The following is a 21,793-nucleotide window of genomic DNA, read 5'->3' as shown; positions in this document are numbered from 1 at the left end:
GCGTCCCGAGGGTGGCAAACCCCGCGCACCGGCGGAACCCCCGCTCCCGGCCGTTGCCCGAATGTCCGCCATCATTGCCTGCCGGTTCACGACGGCCGCGTATGCTCACGTCAGGCATCCGGCGCGTGACGTTTCGTCAGCGCACGAAGGGAGACCGATGTCGGCTGCGGACGGCTCCGCACCGAGACTCCAGCTGCTCGGCCCGGTCAAGGCGTGGCACGGCGAAGTGGAGCTCGACCTCGGCTCCGCGCACCGGCGGACGGTCCTCGCCGCCCTGGCGATGAACCCGAGCCGCACGGTCTCGCGCGAGGAGCTGATCGACGCCGTCTGGGGCGAAGCGCCGCCGCAGAGCGCGCAGGGTTCCATCTACACCTACGTCTCCGGCCTGCGGCGGGCGCTCGAGCCCGGCCGCGCCAAGGGCGAAGGCCCGCAGCTGCTCGCGTCGATCGGGTCCGGCTACTCCCTGCGCCTCGACGCCGGCGCGATCGACGTCCACCGGTTCGAAGCCCTGCGCGAACAGGCGCAGCGCAAGCAGTCGGCCGGTGACCTCCGCGGCGCGCGCGAGGACCTCGAGGAAGCGCTCGCGCTCTGGCACGGCGTCCCGCTGTCCGGCCTGCCCGGGCCGTTCGCCGCCGCCCAGCGCGCGCGGCTGACCGAGGTGCGGCTCGCGACGGTCGAGCGGCGGGCCGAGGTCGTCCTGGAGTCGGGCGGGCACGCCGAGCTCGTCGCCGAGCTGACCGCGCTGACCCGTGAGCACCCGTTCCGCGAAACGCTGCGCGGGCTCCTCATGCGGGCGCTGGTCCGCGCCGACCGGCGGACCGAAGCGATCGCCGTCTACACCGACGTCCGCGACCGGCTCGTCGAGTCGTCCGGCACCGAGCCCGGCCCGGCGCTGCGGCGGCTCTACGACCAGCTGCGGGAAAAGCCCGCGCCCGCGCCGGAACCGAAGCCCACGCCACCGCCGCGCCCGACGCGGCTCCCGGTCGCGGCGATGCCCGAGCGCGCCGACCTCTTCCTCGGCCGGGAAGCCGAGCTGGCCCGGCTGCGCGAAGCCGTCGACGGGCTCGAAGCGGGGATCGGCCGGTCGGTGTGGCTCGAAGGCGAGCCGGGCAGCGGCCGGACGGCACTGCTGGCCGAAGTGCTCGCCATGGCCGAAGACCTCCAGCCCGCCTTCGCCGCCGCCGACTCGCTCGACCAGCGGTTCGCCCTGCGGCCGTTGCTCGACGCGCTGGGCGTGCACGCGGGCGCCGCCGGGCACCGGGCCGTCCTCGCCGCCCGGCTCGCCGAGCACCCCGGCGAAGATCCGGTCGACGGCCTGCTCGCGCTGGTCCGCGAGCTGTGCGCGGAGGCGCCGCTGGTGCTCGTGGTCGACGACCTGCACTGGGCCGACGACGCCACCCTCGGCGTCTGGCGGTACCTCAGCCGGGAGACGCGGCAGCTGCCGCTGCTGCTCGTCGGCGCCTGCCGCCCGGTGCCACGCCCGGCCGCGCTCGACGAGCTGCGAGCCGAGCTTGACAACGATGACACGACGGTCCTGACGCTGCCGCCGCTGACCGAAAGCGCGGCCCGGGAGCTGGCCACCGAGCTGGTCGGGGCGCCGCCCGGCCCCGGCTTGGGGCTGCTCGTCTCCTACGGCGCCGGAAACCCGCGCTACACCAGGGAAATCGTCGAGACGCTGCTGGCGCAGTCGATGATCGTGCTCGACGGCGTCCACGCGCACCTGGACGGCAACTCGTGCCAGACCATCCCGGCGCCGCTGGGGTCGCGGATCACGCTGTACCTGAGCTTCCTCTCCAGCGGCACGCGCGACACCCTGCGCTGGGCCGCGATGCTGGGCCGCGAGTTCTCGCTGTCGGACATCGCCGTCGCCACCGAACGGCCGCCGACGGCGCTGGTCGGCGCGGTCGACGAGGCGATCGCGTCCGGGGTGCTCGTCGAGTCGGGCGACCGGCTGGCGTTCCGGCACCCGCTGGTGCGCCGGGTGCTCTACGAAAAGACACCGGCGGCGATGCGCGTGGCGCTGCACCGGCAGCTGGCCGAGGCGTTCGCCGCCGCGGGGGCGCCCGCGGTCCGCGTCGCCGAACAGCTCGCCGCCGCGCCCGCGCAGGTCGACCCGTGGGTGACGACGTGGCTGCTGGACCACATCGGGACGGTCGCCACCGAGACCCCGCGGATCGCCGTGGACCTGCTGCGCCACGCCGTCACGCAGGGCACGCTGCCGCCGGAGGCGCGCGAGACACTGACCGCGACCCTGGCCCGGCTGCTGTTCTGGCTCGGCCGGGAGCCCGAGGCCGAGGCGCGGTCGGTCGTGGCGCGGACGGCCGACAGCAGGCGCGCGGCGGAGATGCGCTGGATCCTCGCCTACGTCTACTACCGGCGCGGCGACTTCGCCGAGGCGACCGCCGAGCTGAAGCGGACCCTCGACGACACCGACGTCCCGGAGATGTGGCGCGGGCGGCACGAGTCGCTGCTGGCCACGCTGGAGCGGCTCGGCGAGGAAACCGCGCTGGCGCCCGCCGGGCTGCACCCGCTGGACGACGCGGCGCTGTCCGTGCCGAAGCTCGACAGCCTCGAGGAGGCCGCGGAGCCGCTCGACGCCGCCCGCCGGATCGCCGCGACCCGCGCGGTGCCGGGCGAGATGCACCTGGCCGGCGCGGTGCACTACTACTGGCTGGGCCGCTGGCCCGAGGCCCTCGACGAGCTGGACGCGGTGATCCGCGACGGCGCGGAAACGGCGTCGTACGTGCTGCGCAGCCCCGGCTCGGCGCTGCTGGTGCACGGGGTCGGCGCGCTGATCGCCGGCCACCGCGGCGACCCGGGCCGGGCCAGGACGCACCTCGAAGCGGCCGACCGGCGCCAGTGGCCCCCGGGCCTGGAGCCCGACGGCGGCGACTTCCTGCTCGCGGCGCGGGCGTTGCTGGCCGAGCAGGACGACCGCCCGGAGGCGGCGCTGGCCGCGTTGCTGCCGCTGCTGGAGGAGAACTACCCGCCGGCGGCCCGCCACCAGTGGCTCCCGGACCTGGTCCGGCTCGCCCTGCGCCTCGGCGAGGGGCAGCGCGCCCACCAGGCGTTGCGCCTGCTCGACGTCGAGGGTGACGTCCCGCCGGCCCACGCGGCGGCGGCCGCGCACTGCCGCGGCCTGGTGGCCGGCGACCCCGAGCCGGTGCTCACCGCCGCCGGCCACTACCGGGCGGCCGGTCGGCTGCTCAAGCAGGCGAAGGCGACGGAGGACGCGGCGATCCTGCTGGCCGAGTCGGACCGGCTGGACGAGGCGCGAACGGCGTTCCGGACCGCGCTGACGGCGTACACGGGTATGGGCGCGGTGTGGGACGTCCGCCGCGCGGAGGCCCGCATGCAGCCCTTCGGCATCAGGCGCGCCCACGCGGTCCGCCAGCGAGCCGCCGCCGGCGAGTGACCGCACGGCACCGCTTCGGGTCGAGCGCAACCCGGGTGGGGGTTGCCACGTCAGTAAGGTCACCGGTGTAGTCGTTACCGAGATGTCCCTGGGGGAAACGGGGTCTGGGGCGCACGCCCCAGAGGGGACGGCACTGACATGGCAGGGGATGCGGACACCGGCCTGCGGGTGGGTGTGCTCGGCCCGCTGCGGGCCTGGCGCGGGGCGGCCGAAATCGGCCTCGGCCCCGCGCGTCAGCGTGCCATCTTCGCGGTGCTCGCGGTCAACGCCGGGCGGCCGGTCCCCCGGGCCGAGCTGATCGCCGGTGTCTGGGGCGACTCCGCGCCCGCGAGTGTCGAGGGCAGCGTCCACACCTACGTCTCCGGGCTCCGCCGCGCGCTCGAACCGGACCGGTCGCGCTGGTCGGCGGCCAGTGTCCTGCTGTCGGACCCGGCCGGGTACTCCTTGCTGCTCGCCGAAGACGCGCTCGACGCGGCCGTGTTCGAACGGCACCGCGAGCTCGCGCAGGACCACCTCCGCCAGGGCGACCCGCGGGCCGCCGTCACCGAGCTCGACGCCGCCCTCGCCCTCTGGCAGGGTGAAGCGCTTTCCGGGGTGCCGGGCGGGTTCGCCGAGCGGCACCGCGAATACCTCGCCGAGCTGCGGCTGAACACGCTCGAGCGGCGCGCCGAAGCGGTGCTGGCCCTCGGCGGGCACCTCGACCTCGCGCCGGAGCTGGCCGTGCTGGCCGGCGAGCACCCGCTGCGGGAATCCCTGCGCGAGTCGCTCATGCTCGCCCTCTACCGCAGCGGGCGGCACTCCGACGCGCTCGACGTCTTCCGCGACGCCCGCGCCACCCTCGTCGAGGAGCTCGGCGTCGAGCCCGGACCGGCGCTGCAACGGCTCCACCAGCGGATCCTCGCCCAGGACCCCGGGCTCGACGCGCCCGCGGCGCCCATCGTGGTCACCGGGCACCGGCTGTTCGGGCGGGAAGCCGAAACCAGGACCCTCGCCGAACTCGTCGCCGACGTCCGCGCCGGGCGGGGGCGGGCCGTCTGGATCGAGGGCGAGGCGGGCATCGGCAAGTCCGAGCTGCTCGCCGGTTCGCTGCCCGACGGCCCCGGCTACCAGCGGCTTTCCGCCGCCGCGGACGAGCTGAGCACCCGGTTCCCGCTGCAGGTCATCCTGGAGTGCCTGGCGATCGACGTGCATTCGGCCGACCCGCGGCGCGCGCGGGTGGCCCAGGAGCTCGCCGGCGAGGGGCCGGTGCGGCGCAGCTGGGGCCCGGCCGACCCGGTGCTCGGCGCCGTCGACCGGCTGCTGGCCCTGGTCGACGAACTCTGCGCGCACTCGCCGCAGGTGCTGGTGATCGACGACCTCCAGTGGGCCGACGAGGCGTCCGTGCTGGTCTGGCACCGGCTCTGCGCGGCGACCCGCCAGCTGCCGCTGCTGCTCGTGGCCGCGACCCGCCCGGCGCCCGACCGCGCCGAGCTCGCCCAGCTGCGCCGCGGTGTCCAGGCGCGCGACGGCGTCGTCCTCGACCTCGCGCCGCTGACCGGCGAAGACGTCGGCCGGCTGATCGAGGACCGGATCGGGGCGCCGCCGGGGCCGGGGCTGCGCGAGCTGGCCGCTCGTGGCGCCGGGAACCCGTTGTACGTCAAGGAAATGGTCGATGTCCTGCTGCGCGCCGGCGCGGTCGAGGTGAGCGGCGGCGAGGCCGACGTCGGCGACCCGGCCGAGTTCGAGGCGCCCGGTTCGCTGGTCGCCGCGGTCGACCGGCGGCTCGACTTCCTGACCGCGCGGACGCAGGAAGTGCTGCGCTGGGGCGCGTTGCTGGGCATGGAGTTCGCGGTCGGGGACGTCGCCGCGGTGCTCGGCACCCGGCCGTCGGACCTGCTGGAGCCGCTCGAAGAAGCCGTCGCGGCGAACGTCCTCATCGACACCGGGACCCAGCTCGCGTTCCGCCATCCCCTGCTGCGCCAAGCGCTTTACGACCGGTTGCCCGGCGCGACGCGGGCGGCGCTGCACCGGCAGGCGGCCGAGGCGCTCGCCCGGATCGGCGCGCCGGTCAAGCGCGTCGCCGAACAACTGGTGGCCGCACCGGCCACAGTGGACGAATGGGTGCTGGACTGGCTCACCGGGCACCACGCGGCCGTCTCCAACCGGGCGCCGCTGATCGCCGTCGAGCTGCTGGAACGGGCCCTGGCCGCGATCGACGGTGCCGACCCCCGCCGGGAAGTCCTGCTCGTCGCGCTGGTCAAGGTGCTGTTCCGGCTGGAACGCAGCCCGGAAACCCAGGCGCAGCAGGCCATCGAGGTGGCCACCGACCCGGACGCCGTCGAGGAGATGCGGCACGTGGCCGCGGCGCTGCGGCACCGTCGCGGCGACACCGAAGGCGCGGTCGCGACGCTGACCGGCGCGGTCGACGACCCGGCCGTGCCCGAGCTCTGGCGGGTCAAGCACCGGCAGCTGCTGGCCAACTTCCGGCGCGGCGATCTGTCCGATTTGGACACCGCGGAAAAGGCGGCGCGCGAAACGAAGTCGCTCGCCGGCGGCGACCGGTACGTGACCGCGCACGCGCTGCAGACGTTGTGGCTGGTCGATTCCGTGCGCCGCGAGCACGACCGCGCGCTCGGCCACGTCGACGCGGCGATCGAGGCCGTCGGCGACGAGCACGAGCTGGCCGACCTGCACCTCGACCTGCTCGACAACCGCGTCTTCACGCTGCAGAACCTCGACCGCCTGGCCGAAGCGGGCGACGCCCTGCGCGCGGCCGGAGAAGTCGCGGCACGGCACGCGCTGCCGGTCGGGCTGCAGGTGTCCGCGGCGGTGCACCGGTACTGGGAAGGCCGCTGGGACGAGGCGCTGGTCGAGCTGGACACGGTCATCGAGGACGGCCCGGCGATCACGTTCTACGGCCTGCGCGAGCCGGGCCCGGCCGCGCTGCTGCTGCACGGCGTCGCGGCGCTGATCGCGGGCCGCCGCGACGACCGCGCCCAGGCCGCGGCCCACCTCGACGCGGCGGAGGAGTACGCCCCGGCGACCGGCGCCGAGCGCGAGAGCTTCGACTTCCTGCTGGTCGCCGACGCCCTCGCCGCCGAGCAGCGCGGCGACCGGGTCCGCGCGCTGACCGTCCTCGAGCCGATCCTGAACCCGACGTACGCGGCGATGATGCTGCGGCACCAGTGGTTGCCGGCGTTCGTGCGGCTGGCGATGGAGCAGGACGACCCCGGCCGCGCCCGCCGCGCTCTCGACGTCTGCGCAGAAGAGGCGGCGAAGGAACGACGGCCGGCGCGGGCGCACGCGGCGGCGTCGTGGTGCCGCGGGCTGATCGAGGACGACCCGGCCGCGGTGCTGGCCACGGCGGAGCACTTCCGCGCGGTCGGCCGCCGCCCGGAACTGGCGGCCGCGTTGGAAGACGCGGCCGTGCTGCTGGCCGGCGCGGGCCGGCTGGACGCGGCGCAAGCGGCGTTCGAGGAGGCCGCCGAGCTCTACACGGCGTTGTCCGCGCGCTGGGACCTGCGGCGCGCGGAAACCCGGTTGCGCCGCCTCGGTGTCCGGCGCGGTGCGGTGTTCTCGCCGATCCGGCCCGGGCACGGCTGGGAGTCGCTCACGGCGATCGAGGTCCGCATCGCCGGTCTCGTCGCCGAAGGCCGCTCCAACCCGGACATCGCGGCCGAGCTGTCGCTGCCGCGGCGGACGGTCCAGGCGCACGTGGCCCGGCTGCTCGGGAAGCTGGAAACGCCTTCACGCTCCGGCGTCGCCGACGCCGTCCGGCGGCGCACCTAGCGCGTTGGCCTTCGCGACCCGGCCGAGGAACCGGCCGGAGTCCTTGACGGTCCGCCGCTGCGTGTCGAAGTCGACGTGCACCAGGCCGAAGCGCTGCGTGTAGCCCATCGCCCACTCGAAGTTGTCGAGTAGCGACCAGGCGAAGTACCCGCGGACGTCGGCGCCGCCGCGCAGGGCGTCGTGCACCGCCTCCAGGTGCTCGGCGAAGTAGTGGACGCGGTCGTGGTCGTGCACCCGGCCGTCGACCACCTCGTCCACAAAGGACGCGCCGTTCTCGGCGACGACCAGCGGCAGCCCGCCGGACCGCTCGTGGATCCACGTCAGCAGCTCGGTCAGCGTGCCCGGCGACTGCTCCCAGCCGAACGCCGTCAGCGGCGGCGGCGCGGGCAGCACGTCCAACCCGCGCAAGCCGGGCAGCGGGCAGTTGCCGGGGCCCAGCGGGTCTTCGAGCGGGGTGACGCGCGCGGGGGCGTAGTAGTTCACGCCCAGCCAGTCGATCGCCGCCGCGATCACGTCGGTGTCGCCGTCGCGCACGGCCGCGGCGAACCGGCCGCCGTGGTGCTCGACGTCCGCCATGACGTCTTCCGGATATCCCTTGCCCAGCACGGGGTCCAGGAAGAACCGGTTGTGGATGCCGTCGAACTTCCGGGCCGCCTCGCGGTGGGCGGGGGTGTCGCCGTCCGGGATCGCCGGGGCGAAGTTCAGCGCCAGCGAGAACTCGTGCCCCGGGCGCGCCTGCTCGGTCAGCGCGCGCGTCGCGAGGCCGTGTCCGAGCAGCAGGTGGTGGGCCGCGACCAGCGCGGTGTCGTGGTCCTGGACGCCGGGCGCGTGCACGCCGCTGCCATAGCCGAGGAAGGCCGCGCAGAACGGTTCGTTGACCGTCGTCCACTGGTTGACGCGGTCGCCGAGGGCGTCGTGCACGACCGCGGCGTAGTCGGCGAACCGCCGGGCCGTGTCGCGTTCCGGCCAGCCGCCGTCGTCTTCCAGCGCCTGCGGGAGGTCCCAGTGGTAGAGCGTCAGCACCGGGACGACGGCCCGGCTCAGGAGCTCGTCGACCAGCCGGTCGTAGAAGGCGAGGCCGGCCGCCGACGTCGTCCGCCCGTCCGGCATCACGCGCGGCCAGGCGACCGAAAAGCGGTAGGCGTTCAGGCCGAGGTCCGCCAGCAGGCCGACGTCTTCGGGGTAGCGGTGGTAGTGGTCGCAGGCGACTTCGCCGGTCGCGCCGCCGAGCACCTTGCCGTCGGCGGCCGCGAACGTGTCCCAAATGGACGGTCCGCGGCCGCCTTCGCCGACGCCGCCTTCCACCTGGTACGACGCGGTCGCCGCGCCCCACAGGAACCCCGGCGGGAATTCGGGTCCGGTCACACTGGTGCCCCTTTCAGGATTCCCTTGACGAGGTAGCGCCCCAGCAGCAGGAACAGCGCGATGACGGGCACGACGCCGACGGTCGCGCCGGTGAGCATCAGCGCGTAGTCGGTGTAGTAGCCGCTCGCCAGCCGCGAAAGGGCCACCTGCACGGTCGGTGTTTCGTTGGGGTCGAGTACCACGAGCGGCCAGAAGTAGTCGTTCCACGTGGCCATGAAGGTGAGCATCGCGAGCACCGCGGCCGGCGCGCGCAACGCGGGCACGGCGACGTGCCAGTAGGTGCGCAGGATCGAACAGCCGTCGACGGTGGCGGCGTCGACGAGGTCGGCGCTGATCGCGTTCTCGCAGGCCTGGCGCATCCAGAATACGCTGAAGGCGCTGACCAGCGCCGGCACGATCACCGCTTCCAGCCGCCCGTACCAGCCGAGGTCGCCGACGACGAGGTACAGCGGGATCACGCCGAGCTGCGCCGGCACCATCGCCGAGCCGACGACCAGCAGGAACAGCGTGTTCCGGCCGCGGAAACGCAGGCGCGCGAAAGCGAACCCGGCGAGGCTCGCCAGCACGACGTTGGCCGCCATGACGGTGGTCGCGACGATCAGCGAGTTCCCGATGGCGAGCCAGAAGTCGACGGTGTCGAAGACGCGGCGCACGTTCTCGACGAGGTGCCCGCCCGGCACCAGCACCGGCGCCGCCTCCCCGATCGCCGAGTTGTCGCGCGTGGCCACCACGAACGACCAGTACAGCGGGAACACGGACGCGCCGAGCACACCGGTCAGCACCGCGTACACCCAGCCGCCCGGGCGGCGCCGCGCGGTCACGCCGCCCTCACGAACCGGCGCACCAGCCGGTAGTTGACCAGCGCGAACAGCGCGCAGACCACGAACATCACCCACGTCAGCGCCGCCGCGTACCCGGCGTTGAACTGGGTGAAGCCCTTTTCGTACAGGTACATGACCAGGGTCTGGAACTGGCGGTCGTTGCCCCCGGTGGCGCCGGACCCACCGGCGTCGAACAGCTGCGGCTCGGCGAAGAGCTGGAGGCCGTTGACCGTGCCGGCGACCGCGGTGAACGCGATCGCGGGCCGGATGCCCGGCACGGTGATCGACCAGAACGTCCGCCACCGCGAGGCGCCGTCGAGCTCCGCGGCTTCGTAGAGGTCGTTCGGGACGGCCTGCATCGCGGCCAGGTAGATCAGCGCGTTGTAGCCGGTCCAGCGCCAGAGCACCATGCTCGCCACGGCGAAGTGCGACGTCCACGTCGTCGCCTGCCAGTTGACCGGCGCGATGCCGGCCCAGCCGAGCACCTCGTTGACGACGCCGTAGTCGCGGCTGAACAGCTGCCCGAACACCAGCCCGATCGCGACGACGGAAACGACGTTCGGCAGCAGGATCCCGGTGCGCCACCAGGTCGCGGCGCGCAACGGCCGGTCGAGCAACGCCGCGATGCCCAGTGCCAGCAGGAATTCCGGGACCGCGGCCAGCAGGAAGATGCTCACCGTGTTGGCGAGCGCGTTGTAGAAGTGCGGGTCGGCGAGCAGCTCGCCGTAGTTGGCGAGGCCGAGCCGGCCCTGGCCGCCTTCGAGCAGGTTCCAGTCGTGCAGCGAAACCCACGCCGTGTAGAGCAGCGGGTACGCGCCGAAGACCGCGAACAGCCCGAAGAACGGCGCGACGAACAGCAGCGGAGTGACTTCGCGGTCGAAGCGGGCGAGCCGGTGGCGCACTACTTCAGCAGCGCTCGGGCTTGCTGGACGGCTTGCGCCCAGGCCTGGTCGACGGTCTGCGTCCTGTCCTCGATCCGCCCGAGCGCGCGGCCGAACTCCGGCCGGACGTCGGCGTCGTGCAGGCCCCGGTAGTTCGGCCGCAGCTGCTCGGCCGACGCCGCGAAGATCCGGCCGATCGGCGCGTCCCCGAAGTACGGATCGGTGTGCGCGACGACCTGCGGGTCTTCGTAGACGGCCGGTTCGCTGGGCAGGATGCCGTCGGAGAGGAAGAGCTTCTTCTGCTGCTCCGGCGCGGTCAGCCAGCGGGCGAGCTCGTAGGCCTCCTTCTGGTGCGCGCCCTGCTTGGGCACGGTCAGGAACGAGCCGCCCTGGTTGCCGCTCTTGCCGGGCACCGTCGTGACGTCCCACTTGCCCTTGTTGGCGTCCCCGCCGGCTTCCTTGATCTGGCTGAGCATCCACGCCGGGCACGCGACAGTGGCGAACGAACCCTGCTTGATCGCGACGTTCCACGCCTGCGTGAACGTGGTCGCCGCCGCCGTCTGCCCCTTCGCGGCGATCCCGCCGGAGAGGTCGAAGGCGGTGCGCACGCTGGGATTGGTGTCGGCGATGAAGGAGTCGTCCCGCTGGGAGAAGTAGTTCTCCGGCGACTGGTTGAGCATCGCCGTGTAGACGGTGCCCGCCGAGTCCGCGAACTTCACGCCGGGCGTCTTCGCCGTGAAGCGGTCGGCCGCGGCGGCGTAGGCGGGCCAGTCGGGGATCAGCTTCGCGACCTCGTCGCGGTCGGTGGGCAGGCCGGCGTCCTGGAAGAGGTCGCGCCGGTAGCAGAGGGCGAGGCTGCCCATGTCGGTGCCGAGGCCGAGCACGAAGCCGCCGTCGGTGCCCTGCGCCCACTTCCACGGCGCCCACTGCGGCTGGAGGTCGCGGGCGCCGAAGGAGGCGAGGTCGGCGAACTTGTCCTTCGCCTTCCGGTACTGCGGGATGTACTGCTCCTCGATCGCGACGACGTCGGCGGCACCGCGGCCGGTGGCGAGCTGCGTCGCGAGGCCCTTGTGGTGGGTGTCGAAGTCGGTGACGCGGTTCTGCACCGTGATGTCCGGGTGCAGCTTCTGGTACTCCGCGATCAGCGGCGCGTAGCCGAACTCGCCGAAGGTGGCGATCGTGAGCTTCGTCGGGCCGCCGGAGTCGGCGGGGCTGCAGGCGGCGAGCAGGGTCAACGCGGCGACCGCGGCGGCGGTCCGGCGGACGGTCGTGGGCACGGGCTCCCTCAGATCACCCCGGCCCGTACGGCGTACGCGACCGCGTGCGGCCGGTTGCGCAGGTTGAGCCGGTTGGTCATGGCGTAGATGACGTTCTTCACGGTCCGCTCCGAGTAGCAGAGCCGGCCCGCGATCTCGGCAGTGTCCCAGCCTTCGGCCATCAGGCGAAGCACATCCACCTCGCGCGGCGTCAACGCGGCGCCGCTGCCTTCCTGCGCCAGCGCCTCGACCTGGTCCCGCAACGACGTCGTGCGCCCCCGTGCGGCGGCGAGCACGTTCTCGGTGAGCCGGTCGAGCGCCGTGCGCGGCAGCACGGCGGAGACGTGGCAGTCGGCGAGCACGCTCAGGTGCGCCGGGTCGACGTGCCCGGCGACCAGCACGATCGCGGCCGGCGACTCGGCGGCCGCGGCCCGCAGCGCGGCGACGACCTCCCGGTCGACCTGGCCGACGGCGAACACCAGCACCGCAGCCTCGCCCCGGCGGGCCCGCGGCACGACCAGCAGCTCCGGGCGCGTCTTCAGGTGGTTGATCAGCCCGGTCAGGGCGATCGGGTCCGACGCCCACGCCGCCACTCGCACCTGCTCCATCGAGCCCTCCTCAGCCATTTTCCGACAACCTCACTCTGCTGATGGCGCCTTCACAAATTCTCTAACCGCGATGGAGCCGTTCTTCACGCCGTGAAGTCGACTACGGTCGTGGGGCACGCCGACGAGTGAAGGGACCGATGAACCGCCGACGTCTTGCCGCCTTCGGGGTGGCGTTCTCCATCGTGGCCGGGTGTCTGCTGGTCGTGGGCCTGCAACCGCGGACCGTGTCCGGGCTGGCGCTGCCCCTGGCCTCCCCCGCTCCTTCTTCCTTCAGCGCGGCTGTTCCGCCCGCGGCGCCCGCTCCGACGTCACGCCTGGCCCGTCCGGGCGACTGCGCGTCGCAGGCCGGCCTCCTCGGCGTCCGCGCCCAGGTCGCGCAGCTGGTCGTCGTCGGGGTCACCGGCGACAACCCCGCCGCCACGGTCTCCCTGGTGCGCGAACACCAGGTCGGCGGCATCTTCGTCGGGGGTAACGCAACAGCGTTGTTGAAAGACCGCGCCCTGGCCGCGGTCCAGGCGGTGGCCAAGGTCCCGGTCGCGGTGTCGGTCGACGAGGAGGGCGGGCGCGTCCAGCGCATCGACGACCTCGACGGCGACATCCCGTCGGCCCGGACGATGGCCGCGACGAAGTCCCCGGCGCAGGTCCGCGCCCTGGCCGCCGACCGCGGCCGCCAGCTGCGCGCCCGCGGCGTGACGGTCGACTTCGCCCCGGACACCGACGTCACCGGCGCCGAGGACGACGACGTGATCGGCGACCGGTCCTTCAGCCCGGACCCGGCGCGCGTGAAGACGTACGCGATGGCGTTCGCGGAGGGCCTGCGCGACGCGGGCATCCAGCCGGTGCTGAAGCACTTCCCCGGCCACGGCCACGGCTCGGGCGACTCCCACAAGGGCACGGTGGTGACGCCCCCGCTCGCGCAGCTGCGCGCGGTCGACCTGGTCCCCTACCGCGACCTCGCCGACTACGGCCCGGTCGCGGTGATGGTCGGCCACCTCGACGTCCCCGACCTGACCGGCGGGGTCCCGGCGTCCCTTTCCCCGCCCGCCTACCAGCTGCTGCGCGGCGAGTTCGGCTTCACCGGGCCGGTGCTCACCGACGACCTCGGCGCGATGAAGGCGATCACGGCGCAGTATTCGCTGCCGGAAGCGGTGCTGAAGGCCTTGCAGGCCGGCGCGGACCAGGCGTTGTGGTCCTCCGGCGGCCGCGTCGACGAGGTGCTGGACCGGCTCGTGAAGGCGGTCCAGTCCGGCGAGCTGCCAGCGGCGCGGGTGCAGGAGTCGGTGACGCGCGTGCTGCGGGGCAAGGGCCTCTGCGCCTGAGTTTTCCCGCTCGATGCGCCGCCGCGAGATCGGTAGTGTCGCCCGATGGGGTTCGGAGAGCGGGCACGCCGGGTGCGGGACGGTCGCTTGGCGCACGGCCGGCGGGTCGCGGCCCTGTGTTCGTGCGTGGGTCTCTACCACCCGATCGGGCACCGGGCGACGCTGAGCTTCCTCGCCGAGCTGGCCGGGCCGTACCAGCGGCACGAGCGGGCTTTGCTGCGCGCGTTGGAGGCGCTGGAGGCCAGCCGTGCGGTGTGGCGCGCGGAGGTCACGGCTTACGTGGCGTCGCGTGTGCAAGAGAAGCGGCTCGGCCGGCGGCCGCCGCCACCCGGTGATCCGCCGCGGAGCCGGATGAGCGGGCACTGGTACGCGTCGACGCCGGAGTTGTCGCGACGAGCGGCCGTGCACGCGCTGAAGCTGTGGGACCTCGAGCCGAGCCCGGCACGAGACCTCAGGCCAACCCCGGCACGAGACCTCAGGCCGAGCCCGGCACGAGACGTCGAGCCGGGCCCAGCGGTCGACCTCGGGCCAGGCGGGCAGGGTGCGCCGATCCTGGCCGACCCGGCCGCCACCGGCCCGGCCCTGGCCCTCGAACCGGGCCCAGCGGTCGACGAGGTCCGCGCCCTCGTCCGCTGCTGCCTCGCCACCGGCGGCCGGCTCCCCGCCGAACAGCTGGCCGCCGTGGCCGGGCCGTGGCCGCCGTCGGCGCGCTGGCCGATGGCCCTCGTGGCGTCCGCCGCGGGTCTCCGAAAATAATTCCGGCGACGGTGTCGGATCGGCGCGAGGGTGTTCGTAGCAGGGGTGAGGCCGCCCGCGGGGGCGGCACCGAGGCCGAGGAGCCCCGATCATGAAGCTGACGACCGTGACCCAGCTGACCATCGACGGAGTCGTGCAGGGCAACGGCGGCGCGTCCGCCGAGGACCGCCGCAACGGGTTCGACCGCGGCGGCTGGGCCCTCGGCAAGGGCGACGACGAGACCCGGGCGTTCATCGCGCGGACCTACCAGCGCGCGGACGCGTTCCTGTTCGGCCGGCGCACCTACGACCTGTTCGCCGGCTCCTGGGGAACGATCGAGCAGCTGCGCACCAGCCCCATCGGCGTGGCACTGGCCGAAACCCCGAAGTACGTCGCCTCGGCCACGCTCACCGACCCGCGGTGGCCGGGCACGACGGTGCTGCCCGGCGACCTCGCGGCGGCCGTCCGCGAGCTGAAGGCCAAGCCGGGTGGCGAGCTGCAGGTGCACGGCAGTGGCACGCTGACCCGGTGGCTGCTGGCGAACGACCTGGTCGACGAGATGATCCTGCTGGTGATCCCGGTCGTCGTCGGCCAGGGCACGCGGCTGTTCCCGGCCAGCGGCCCCGATCTCGCGCTCGACCTCGTCGAGTCGCGGGTCGACTCGAAGGGCGTCACGATCCAGGTCTTCCGGCCGGCCGGTCGCCCGCAGTACGCGCCGGCGGCGTGAAGTCCTCATCCCCCGAACCACAGGAGTTGATTTCCCGATGCGCTACCTGGTTTCCGTCATCGACGACAAGGACAACCCCGGCAGCACGGACCGGCAGCCCGCCATCAGCGCGTTCAACGACCGCCTGATCGAGGAGGGCTACTGGGTTTTCGCGGGCGGCCTCGCGGACACCGACGCGGCCACGGTCGTCGACAGCCGCGGCGAGCAGGCGGTGCTCACCGACGGGCCCTTTCTCGAGTCCAAGGAGTACCTCGCCGGGATCTGGGTGTGGGAGGCCCCCGATCTGGACGTCGCGCTCAAGCTCGCCACCGAGGCGTCCCAGGTCTGCGACCGCAAGATCGAGGTCCGGCCGTTCCAGTGAGCGACGTCGAGGAGGCGGTGACCCGGGCCCACCGCGAGGAGTGGGCCCGGGTGGTGGCCGCGCTGACCAGACGCTTCGGTGACCTCGACATCGCCGAGGAGTCGGCGGCCGAGGCGTTCGCGACGGCCGTCGAGCGCTGGCCGTCCGACGGCGTTCCGCCCAACCCCGGCGCGTGGCTGACCACCACCGCCAACCGCAAGGCGATCGACCGCATCCGCCGCGAGAGCAAGCGCGACGACAAGCAGAAGGAGGCTCTGATGGTGTACGACGACGACCCACCTGAGCCCCTCGGCGCCATCGACGACGACCGGCTCAGGCTGATCTTCACCTGCTGCCACCCGGCGCTGGCGACGGACGCCCGCCTGGCGCTGACGTTGCGCATGGTCGGCGGCCTGACGGTGCCCGAGATCGCCCGCGCCTTCCTGGTCGCCGAGACCACGATGGGCCAGCGGATCACCCGCGCGAAGGCCAAGATCAAAGCCGCTCGCATTCCGTATCGTGTGCCCTCCGCCGAGGACCTCCCTTCCCGTGTGTCCGGTGTGCTGGCGGTGCTTTTCCTGGTTTTCAACGAGGGCTACCTCGCGACGGGCCCGGACACCGACCCCGTCCGCCAGGACCTGACCGCCGAGGCGATCCGCCTCACCCGCCTGATCCGCGCCCTCCTCCCGTCCGACGGCGAGGTGACGGGCCTGCTGGCCCTGATGCTCCTCACCGAGGCCCGCCGCCCCGCCCGCCTCTCCGCCGGCGGCGAGCTGGTCGCCCTCGACGAGCAGGACCGCGGAGCCTGGGACACGTCCCTGATCGCCGAGGGCCACCAGCTGGTGCGCGAACGCCTCGCCGCCGGGGTGGCGCCGGGCCGCTACCAGATCCTCGCGGCGATCAACGCCGTGCACACGTCCGCCCGCGACATGCGCGACACGGACTGGTCGCAGGTCCTGGCCCTGTACAACCAGCTCGTCCGCATCGACCCGTCACCGATCGTCGCCCTCAACCGGGCCATCGCGGTCGCCGAACTCGACGGCCCGGAGGTGGCACTGGCGGCGGTCGACCGGCTCGAGCCGAAGTTGGCCGGGTACCACTCGTTCCACGCCGTCCGCGCCGACCTGTTGCGCCGGCTGGGCCGGAGCGCGGAGTCACGGGAGGCATACGACCGGGCCATCGAGCTGGCGGGGAACACCGCGGAGACGGCGTCGTTGAGCCGTCGCCGCGACCAGCTCGGGTAGCGATCACCTGCTTCCGGGGTTCGTTCGTCATCGGGGGACCAGCAAACTCACCAGCCATCGGGTTGCCGACGAGATGCCCTCTTTGTTGTTCGCCTCCGTATAGATGGACAACGCGTTTTTGTAAGCGGCAATCGCTTCCGCCCGAGTGTGGTCGTGCAGGCAGATGCCGCGGTGAAGCCACGCATCGGCTTCTCGTTTGGCATCTCCGATGCGGCGGAACAGGGCAGTCGCTTCGCTGAAGGCCGCACCGGCCGCGGCTGCCTCCCCCGTCCTGTTGTTCAGGGCACCGATGTTCGCCAGCGTCATGGCCTGCCCGAAAAGGTCGTCGTGAGCCCGGGTGAGACTCAGCGCGGTCTGGTGCGCGGCCGCCGCTCCTCGACGATCGCCCGACTCCGCCAGAACGTGCCCGAGGTTGTTCGATGTCATCGCCTCGCCGTGCCAGTCGCCGATGCGGCGGTAAGCGCGAACAGCTTCCCGGTGCGCCGCCGCGGCTCCGGTGTGGTCCCCTTCTTCGGATCTCGCGTGGCCCAACTGGGTCCACCGCAACGCGACCGTCCCCGTCGGTTCTTCCCGGCCCTCCATCGCGATGCTCCGCCGGCAAGCGTCATCGGCTTCCCGGGAGCGGCCGAGGCGCTGGTAGAGGAAGCCGAGGCTCGCCCACGCGGCGGCCTCGGCCGCGACGTTCCGGTTCGCCTGGCCGACCGCGACGGCGGTGTTGCCCGCCCGGACGGCGTCCTCGGACTGGCCCGCGTCCAGCAGCGCGCCCGCCGCACTGGACCAGGCCGTCACCTCGGTCCCCACGTCGCCGATCTCCCGGCACATCTCGGCGGCTTTCTCAAAGGCGAGGACCGCGTTCTCCGGCTGCTCATCAGCTGCCAGTGCGCTACCCAGGTTGATCCACGCGGCCGCCTCTTTCCGAACGTTGCCGGCTCTCCGGTAAGCGTCGACGGCGGTGCGGCAAGCGTGCACCGCCTCGTCGCGCCGCCCCGCCGCGCCGAGCGTGTTTCCCAGGTTGTTCCAGGCCTTGGCGGCATCGTGGGTGCTGCCGTTCTCGGTGTGCAGGTCGATGGCGACCCGGAACAAGTCGATCGCCTCGGCGATCAGTCCGACTTTGTTCAGCGCGATGCCGAGGTTGCTCGCCGCGTCCGCGCGGGCCGCGATCTCGCCGGAAAGGCACGCGCCGGCATAACCGAGTCGGGAGGTCATGAGCAGATCGGTCAGGTAGCCGTGCCTGTTCTGGTACGCGAACAAGTGACTGCACAGAACCATGGCGTAGCGGTGGTTCCCTGCTTCAGCGGTCTTGTGCGCGACCGCGAGCAGCGTGGGGTATTCGGTGACCAGCCAGCGGTCGGCATCTTCGGTGCGGTCGAAACGGTGGTGACCTGGTCTTTTCGCAAGGTCGGCCATGCGAAACACGGCGTCTTGTGTGGTGAAGACGTAGTGGTCGACCAGGCGGGTGTCAGCCGCCTGAAGATCGGACGCGCTGAGACCGGCGTCGCAGGTTTCCGCGTGGGCACGAACGAGGTCGTGCATCCGCCAGCGCTGGTCGGCATGGGCGAGCAGATGTGCCTGACGCAGCGTGCGGAGCAGTGGCACAGTGCGAGCGTCGGACGAGCCGTTGAGCACGGCGGCGACTTCCGTGGGGCAATCCGGCCCCACGGTCAGGCAGAGCAGCCGCAACAGCCGGGCCGCGGCCCGGTTGCGGCGGAGCAAGCGGTGCCAGGAAAGGTCGAGCACCGCCGCCAACGCTCGCTCACCGTGCGCGAAGCCCACGATCCCGGCCTCGGTCAGTTCGGCGGCCAGCCGGGCGGGTGTCAACGCGGGTTCGTCCACGAGCAGGGCCGCGACGATCCGCAAAGCCAGCGGGAGCCGCCCGCAGGTACGGATCAGTTCCCGCGTCCCGATCGGATCCGCGGACAGCCGCCGCTCGTCCGGAGTCAGATCGCAGATGGCCCTGTCGAGCAAAACGCTCGCGTTTTCGTTCGTCAGCACATCGAGGGAGAAACCGCGAGCCCCGGGAAGGCTCAGGGTTTCACGGGTCGTGATCACCACCCGGTGAACACCGCCGGCGGGGAGCAACCCCTGGATCTGTTCCGCGCTGGAGACGTTGTCGAGAACCAGCAGGACCGCGTTACCCGACCGGTCCAACTGGTCGAGCACCTGCTGGTAGGCGGCCAGTTGCTCGCCCACGTCCACGGGGATCTCGTGGGGGTCGGCCCCCAGGAGCCGCATCAACGGTCGCAGCATCGCCCGTGCGGGAACGCCGCCGTCAGTTCGGTAACCCTGCATGTCCGCCGAGAAGACGCCACCGGGGAACCAACCGGCTTCGCCCACAGCCCGCGCGCAGTGCAACGCCAACGCCGTCTTGCCCACACCGCCCATCCCGGCGACGTACGAGACCGAAGCCCCGGAACCGGGCTGCAGCTGCGACGACAGGCGCTCGACTTCGTCCTCGCGGCCCACGAAGACCTCGGCGTACTTTCCGACGTCACTTCGCACCGGCAGCACCACGGCCACGGCGGTGCCGGCCGGAGATGCGGCCAGGTTGACAGTTCCGATGGTGCCTGCCTGCACGACCGTTCCGATGTCCCGGCCCGCATCGATGGTGTTGTCGACGGGCGTCTTCGCATCCACCGAGAGATTGTCCCGGACCGGAACCAGGGTGGTTCTTCGCAATGCCATTCCTCCTAGGTCGAGCAGTCTCAGGCCTTCATGACGATCTCCTTTCGCAGGTCGACTCTCCCGGCCACACCACCAACGCTACCGAACAAGCGTACGAAAGATCATCGCTGGATCGGGTGAAACCGACCAATGATTTCCCTTGCCCCACAACGGAAATCGTCGTGAGCAGCCCCCAATTCAATCCTACCGCGCACCACCGACAAAACCGGTCGCGTGAGGACCTCGCCTAGACTCCTCACGAGACGCACTCGAAGCAAAGGAGCGGCATGGCGAACCTGGGCGGCACCTACCCCCTCGGCGGCGAAATCCCGGTCACCCGCATGGGATACGGCGCCATGCAGCTGGCCGGCCCCGGCGTGTGGGGGCCGCCGCGGGATCACGACACCGCCGTCGCCGTGCTGAAGGAAGCCGTCGGGGCCGGGGTCACCCACCTCGACACCAGTGACTACTACGGGCCGCACACCGTGAACGCGGTCATCAAGGAAGCGCTCCACCCGTACCCCGAAAACCTGTGCATCGTCACGAAAGTCGGCGCGAAGCGCAGCGAGGACAAGGCTTGGCCGGCCGCGCTGTCGGCCGATGAGCTCACCCAGGCCGTGCACGACAACCTGCGGAACCTCGGGGTCGACGCGCTCGACGTCGTGAACCTCCGGCTGAGCAACGCCGCCGGGGACTACCCCGTGCCGATGTCGCTCGCCGAACCGTTCGGGGTGCTCGCGGACCTGCGGCGGCAGGGGCTGATCCGGCACCTCGGCGTCAGCCACGTCACCGCCGAGCAGCTCGACGAGGCCAAGGCCATCGCGCCCGTCGTGTGCGTGCAGAACCAGTACAACCTCGCGCACCGCGAGAACGACGACCTCGTCGACAAGTGCGCCGCCGAAGGGATCGCCTTCGTGCCGTACTTCCCGCTCGGCGGGTTCAGCCCGCTGCAGTCCGGGGCGCTCGACGACTGCGCCGCGCGGGTCGGGGCCACGCCGATGCAGGTCGCGCTCGCCTGGCTGCTGCAGCGGTCGCCGTCGATGCTGCTGATCCCGGGGACCTCGTCGCCGGAGCACCTGCGGGAGAACCTCGCCGCCGCCGAGCTCGAACTGCCCGCCGACGTTCTCGCCGATCTCGACCGGATCGGCGCCCCCTGATCGCTACGCTGAGCGCGCACAGGCACGAGAACGGAGAAAAGCGTGGCGCAGTGGGACGATCTGGTCGCTTACATCAGGGAGTCGTACCGGGTGGTGCGCGACGAGCCCGACGAGATCCGCATCCGCCTGATCTTCGGCGACGATCCCGACACCGAACAGCGCGCCCAGATCGTCGTGATCGCCCGCGAGATCCTCGACCAGCGTGAGGACTGGGTGCAGATCGCGACGCCGTTCGCCCGGCACGACGAGGTCGACCTCCTCGCCGTGCTGACCGAGGTCGGCGAGGCGATCGTGGTGGGCGGGATCGCCGTGATGGGCGACCACCTCGTGCTGCGCCACTCGCTCCCGCTGATCAACCTCGACATCAACGAGTTCACCGACCCCCTCGAGCTCGTCGCCGGCGCGGCCGAGCTGCTGGAGCAGCAGTTCACCGGCCGCGACGACTACTGAGCGGAACCACGGCGGCAGCGGCGGCGGCCACCAGCCCGGCCCCGAGGCCGAGCGGTGCCGCCGCCGTGCCGCTGCCCAGGTAGAGCCCGCCGAGGAGGGCGACGCCGAGGGTGCCGCCCAGCTGCTGAACGGCGTTGAGCAGCCCGGCCGCCGAGCCCGTCTCGTGCGGCCGGACGCGGGCCAGCGCCGCGGTGAAGAACGGCACCGTGAACGTGCCCATCCCGAGCCCGCACAGCGCGAGCGCGACCGGCAGCGGCCACGGGTAGCCGCGCACCGAGGCGTCGACGGCGATCGTGGCGAGGATCCCGATCAGCAGCAGCGCCAGCCCGCCGAACATCACGCGCGCGCCGAACCGAGGTACCAGCTTCGCCCCGGCGAACCACGACGACACGGCGAGCCCGGCCGAGAGCGGCAGCAGCGTGAGGCCCGCGGTGCGGACGTCGGCGCCGAGGCCGAGCTGGAGCTGCATCGGCACGACCTGCATCAGCCCGGTCATCGCCGCGAAGAACAGCAGCGAGCCGACGAGCGCGGCCGGGAACCCGCGGTGGGCGAAGAGGCTCGGCTCGACCAGCGGCGCGGCCGACCGGCGCAGGTGGAACCCGAACCCGACGAGCAACCCCACACCGGCGACGAGCAGGCGCCAGTCGGGCCCGGTGGGTCGATCAGCGGGAGCACGAGCAGTCCTACGCCGGCGACGACGAGCGCGGTGCCGACCAGGTCGAGCCGCGGGCGAGGGGTGGCTCGGTCTTTGCGCGGCCCCGCTACGCCGGTCGGGTCGAGCTGTGGGCGGGTAGCGGGCTGTTTCTCGCGTAGCCCCGCGCCGGGTGGGTTGAGCCGCGGGCGGGTAGCAGGCTGTTTCTCGCGTAGCCCCGCGCCGGGTGGGTTGAGCCGCGGGCGGGTAGCAGGCTGTTCCTCACGCAGCCGCGTGCCGGCCGGGGCGAGCCCCGGGCGGGTAGCAGGCCGTTCCTCACGCAGCCGCGTGCCGGCCGGGGCGAGCCCCGGGCGGGTAGCAGGCCGTTCCTCACGCAGCCCCGTACCGACCGAAT

Annotated in this window: 16 protein-coding genes; 9 read left to right on the top strand and 7 right to left on the bottom strand. The window is 72.7% G+C overall.

All coding sequences use genetic code 11. The features are described 5' to 3' along the window. The first annotated feature begins 157 nt into the window (after nucleotides 1–157). Nucleotides 158–3,415: a BTAD domain-containing putative transcriptional regulator gene (locus AB0B33_RS41670; protein ID WP_360782329.1), complete on the top strand. Its 3,258-nt coding sequence runs from the start codon at nucleotides 158–160 to the stop codon at nucleotides 3,413–3,415. Nucleotides 3,416–3,553: 138 nt separating this feature from the next. Further along, entirely contained in the window at nucleotides 3,554–7,183 is a 3,630-nt protein-coding gene (locus AB0B33_RS41665; protein WP_360782327.1) for a BTAD domain-containing putative transcriptional regulator, read from the top strand. On the opposite strand, the gene AB0B33_RS41660 is transcribed toward AB0B33_RS41665, so the two are convergent. From AB0B33_RS41660 to AB0B33_RS41640, 5 genes are read right to left on the bottom strand one after another with little or no spacing between them, the layout of a single operon-like run. Further along, nucleotides 7,142–8,548, bottom strand: a complete 1,407-nt coding sequence (locus tag AB0B33_RS41660) for a GH1 family beta-glucosidase (RefSeq protein ID WP_360782325.1) — start codon at nucleotides 8,546–8,548, stop codon at nucleotides 7,142–7,144. The two genes, AB0B33_RS41665 and AB0B33_RS41660, sit on opposite strands and share 42 nt — an antisense overlap. Next, nucleotides 8,545–9,369: a carbohydrate ABC transporter permease gene (locus AB0B33_RS41655; RefSeq protein ID WP_247018591.1), complete on the bottom strand. Its 825-nt coding sequence runs from the start codon at nucleotides 9,367–9,369 to the stop codon at nucleotides 8,545–8,547. Before AB0B33_RS41655 ends, AB0B33_RS41660 begins: the two co-directional genes overlap by 4 nt. Then, nucleotides 9,366–10,271: a sugar ABC transporter permease gene (locus AB0B33_RS41650; protein ID WP_360782323.1), complete on the bottom strand. Its 906-nt coding sequence runs from the start codon at nucleotides 10,269–10,271 to the stop codon at nucleotides 9,366–9,368. Before AB0B33_RS41650 ends, AB0B33_RS41655 begins: the two co-directional genes overlap by 4 nt. After that, nucleotides 10,271–11,527, bottom strand: coding sequence for an extracellular solute-binding protein (locus AB0B33_RS41645; RefSeq protein WP_360782321.1), 1,257 nt, complete (start codon nucleotides 11,525–11,527; stop codon nucleotides 10,271–10,273). Before AB0B33_RS41645 ends, AB0B33_RS41650 begins: the two co-directional genes overlap by 1 nt. 8 nt (nucleotides 11,528–11,535) lie before the next feature. Further along, nucleotides 11,536–12,114 (bottom strand): LuxR C-terminal-related transcriptional regulator, encoded by a 579-nt coding sequence (locus AB0B33_RS41640; protein ID WP_360782319.1) that lies wholly within the window; start codon nucleotides 12,112–12,114, stop codon nucleotides 11,536–11,538. Between the two features lie 137 nt (nucleotides 12,115–12,251). On the opposite strand from AB0B33_RS41640, the gene AB0B33_RS41635 reads away from it, so the two are divergent. The 5 genes from AB0B33_RS41635 to AB0B33_RS41615 all read left to right on the top strand — a co-directional run bounded on the left by AB0B33_RS41635 (nucleotide 12,252) and on the right by AB0B33_RS41615 (nucleotide 16,479). Next, complete coding sequence (locus tag AB0B33_RS41635; RefSeq protein ID WP_360782318.1) at nucleotides 12,252–13,433, top strand: glycoside hydrolase family 3 N-terminal domain-containing protein; 1,182 nt, start codon at nucleotides 12,252–12,254, stop codon at nucleotides 13,431–13,433. Between the two features lie 45 nt (nucleotides 13,434–13,478). After that, nucleotides 13,479–14,189, top strand: a complete 711-nt coding sequence (locus AB0B33_RS41630; RefSeq protein WP_360782316.1) for a hypothetical protein — start codon at nucleotides 13,479–13,481, stop codon at nucleotides 14,187–14,189. 91 nt (nucleotides 14,190–14,280) lie between these two features. Next, a complete protein-coding gene (locus AB0B33_RS41625; RefSeq protein ID WP_360782315.1) occupies nucleotides 14,281–14,895 on the top strand; it encodes a dihydrofolate reductase family protein in 615 nt (204 codons plus the stop codon). 37 nt (nucleotides 14,896–14,932) lie between these two features. Beyond that, on the top strand, nucleotides 14,933–15,256 hold the full coding sequence (locus AB0B33_RS41620) for a YciI family protein (protein ID WP_360782313.1): 324 nt from the start codon (nucleotides 14,933–14,935) through the stop codon (nucleotides 15,254–15,256). Beyond that, nucleotides 15,253–16,479, top strand: a complete 1,227-nt coding sequence (locus AB0B33_RS41615; RefSeq protein WP_360782311.1) for an RNA polymerase sigma factor — start codon at nucleotides 15,253–15,255, stop codon at nucleotides 16,477–16,479. The genes AB0B33_RS41620 and AB0B33_RS41615 overlap by 4 nt, the downstream gene beginning before the upstream one ends. Before the next feature lie 27 nt (nucleotides 16,480–16,506). On the opposite strand, the gene AB0B33_RS41610 is transcribed toward AB0B33_RS41615, so the two are convergent. Then, nucleotides 16,507–19,113, bottom strand: coding sequence for a tetratricopeptide repeat protein (locus AB0B33_RS41610; protein WP_360782309.1), 2,607 nt, complete (start codon nucleotides 19,111–19,113; stop codon nucleotides 16,507–16,509). Nucleotides 19,114–19,427: 314 nt separating this feature from the next. Between AB0B33_RS41610 and AB0B33_RS41605 the strand changes: the two genes are divergently transcribed. Together AB0B33_RS41605 and AB0B33_RS41600 are read left to right on the top strand one after the other, a co-directional pair. Then, the gene (locus tag AB0B33_RS41605; protein ID WP_247018577.1) at nucleotides 19,428–20,297 is read left to right on the top strand and encodes an oxidoreductase; all 870 of its coding nucleotides are present in this window, start codon (nucleotides 19,428–19,430) and stop codon (nucleotides 20,295–20,297) included. A 42-nt stretch (nucleotides 20,298–20,339) separates the two neighbouring features. Next, nucleotides 20,340–20,747: a hypothetical protein gene (locus AB0B33_RS41600; RefSeq protein ID WP_247018575.1), complete on the top strand. Its 408-nt coding sequence runs from the start codon at nucleotides 20,340–20,342 to the stop codon at nucleotides 20,745–20,747. On the opposite strand, the gene AB0B33_RS41595 is transcribed toward AB0B33_RS41600, so the two are convergent. Beyond that, complete coding sequence (locus AB0B33_RS41595) at nucleotides 20,725–21,369, bottom strand: MFS transporter (protein WP_360782307.1); 645 nt, start codon at nucleotides 21,367–21,369, stop codon at nucleotides 20,725–20,727. The two genes, AB0B33_RS41600 and AB0B33_RS41595, sit on opposite strands and share 23 nt — an antisense overlap. Between the last annotated feature and the right edge of the window lie 424 nt (nucleotides 21,370–21,793).

The sequence above is a fragment of the Amycolatopsis sp. NPDC049159 genome, from assembly GCF_040648295.1.
GTDB classification, from domain to species: Bacteria; Actinomycetota; Actinomycetes; order Mycobacteriales; family Pseudonocardiaceae; genus Amycolatopsis; species Amycolatopsis pretoriensis_A.
This window is presented reverse-complemented; position numbering and strand designations above follow the sequence as displayed.

Coding starts and splice junctions, on each gene's coding strand:
- AB0B33_RS41670 (WP_360782329.1), top strand. CDS start 158: ATGTCGGCTGCGGACGGCTCCGCACCGAGACTCCAGCTGCTCGGCCCG.
- AB0B33_RS41665 (WP_360782327.1), top strand. CDS start 3,554: ATGGCAGGGGATGCGGACACCGGCCTGCGGGTGGGTGTGCTCGGCCCG.
- AB0B33_RS41640 (WP_360782319.1), bottom strand. CDS start 12,114: ATGGAGCAGGTGCGAGTGGCGGCGTGGGCGTCGGACCCGATCGCCCTG.
- AB0B33_RS41635 (WP_360782318.1), top strand. CDS start 12,252: ATGAACCGCCGACGTCTTGCCGCCTTCGGGGTGGCGTTCTCCATCGTG.
- AB0B33_RS41630 (WP_360782316.1), top strand. CDS start 13,479: ATGGGGTTCGGAGAGCGGGCACGCCGGGTGCGGGACGGTCGCTTGGCG.
- AB0B33_RS41625 (WP_360782315.1), top strand. CDS start 14,281: ATGAAGCTGACGACCGTGACCCAGCTGACCATCGACGGAGTCGTGCAG.
- AB0B33_RS41620 (WP_360782313.1), top strand. CDS start 14,933: ATGCGCTACCTGGTTTCCGTCATCGACGACAAGGACAACCCCGGCAGC.
- AB0B33_RS41605 (WP_247018577.1), top strand. CDS start 19,428: ATGGCGAACCTGGGCGGCACCTACCCCCTCGGCGGCGAAATCCCGGTC.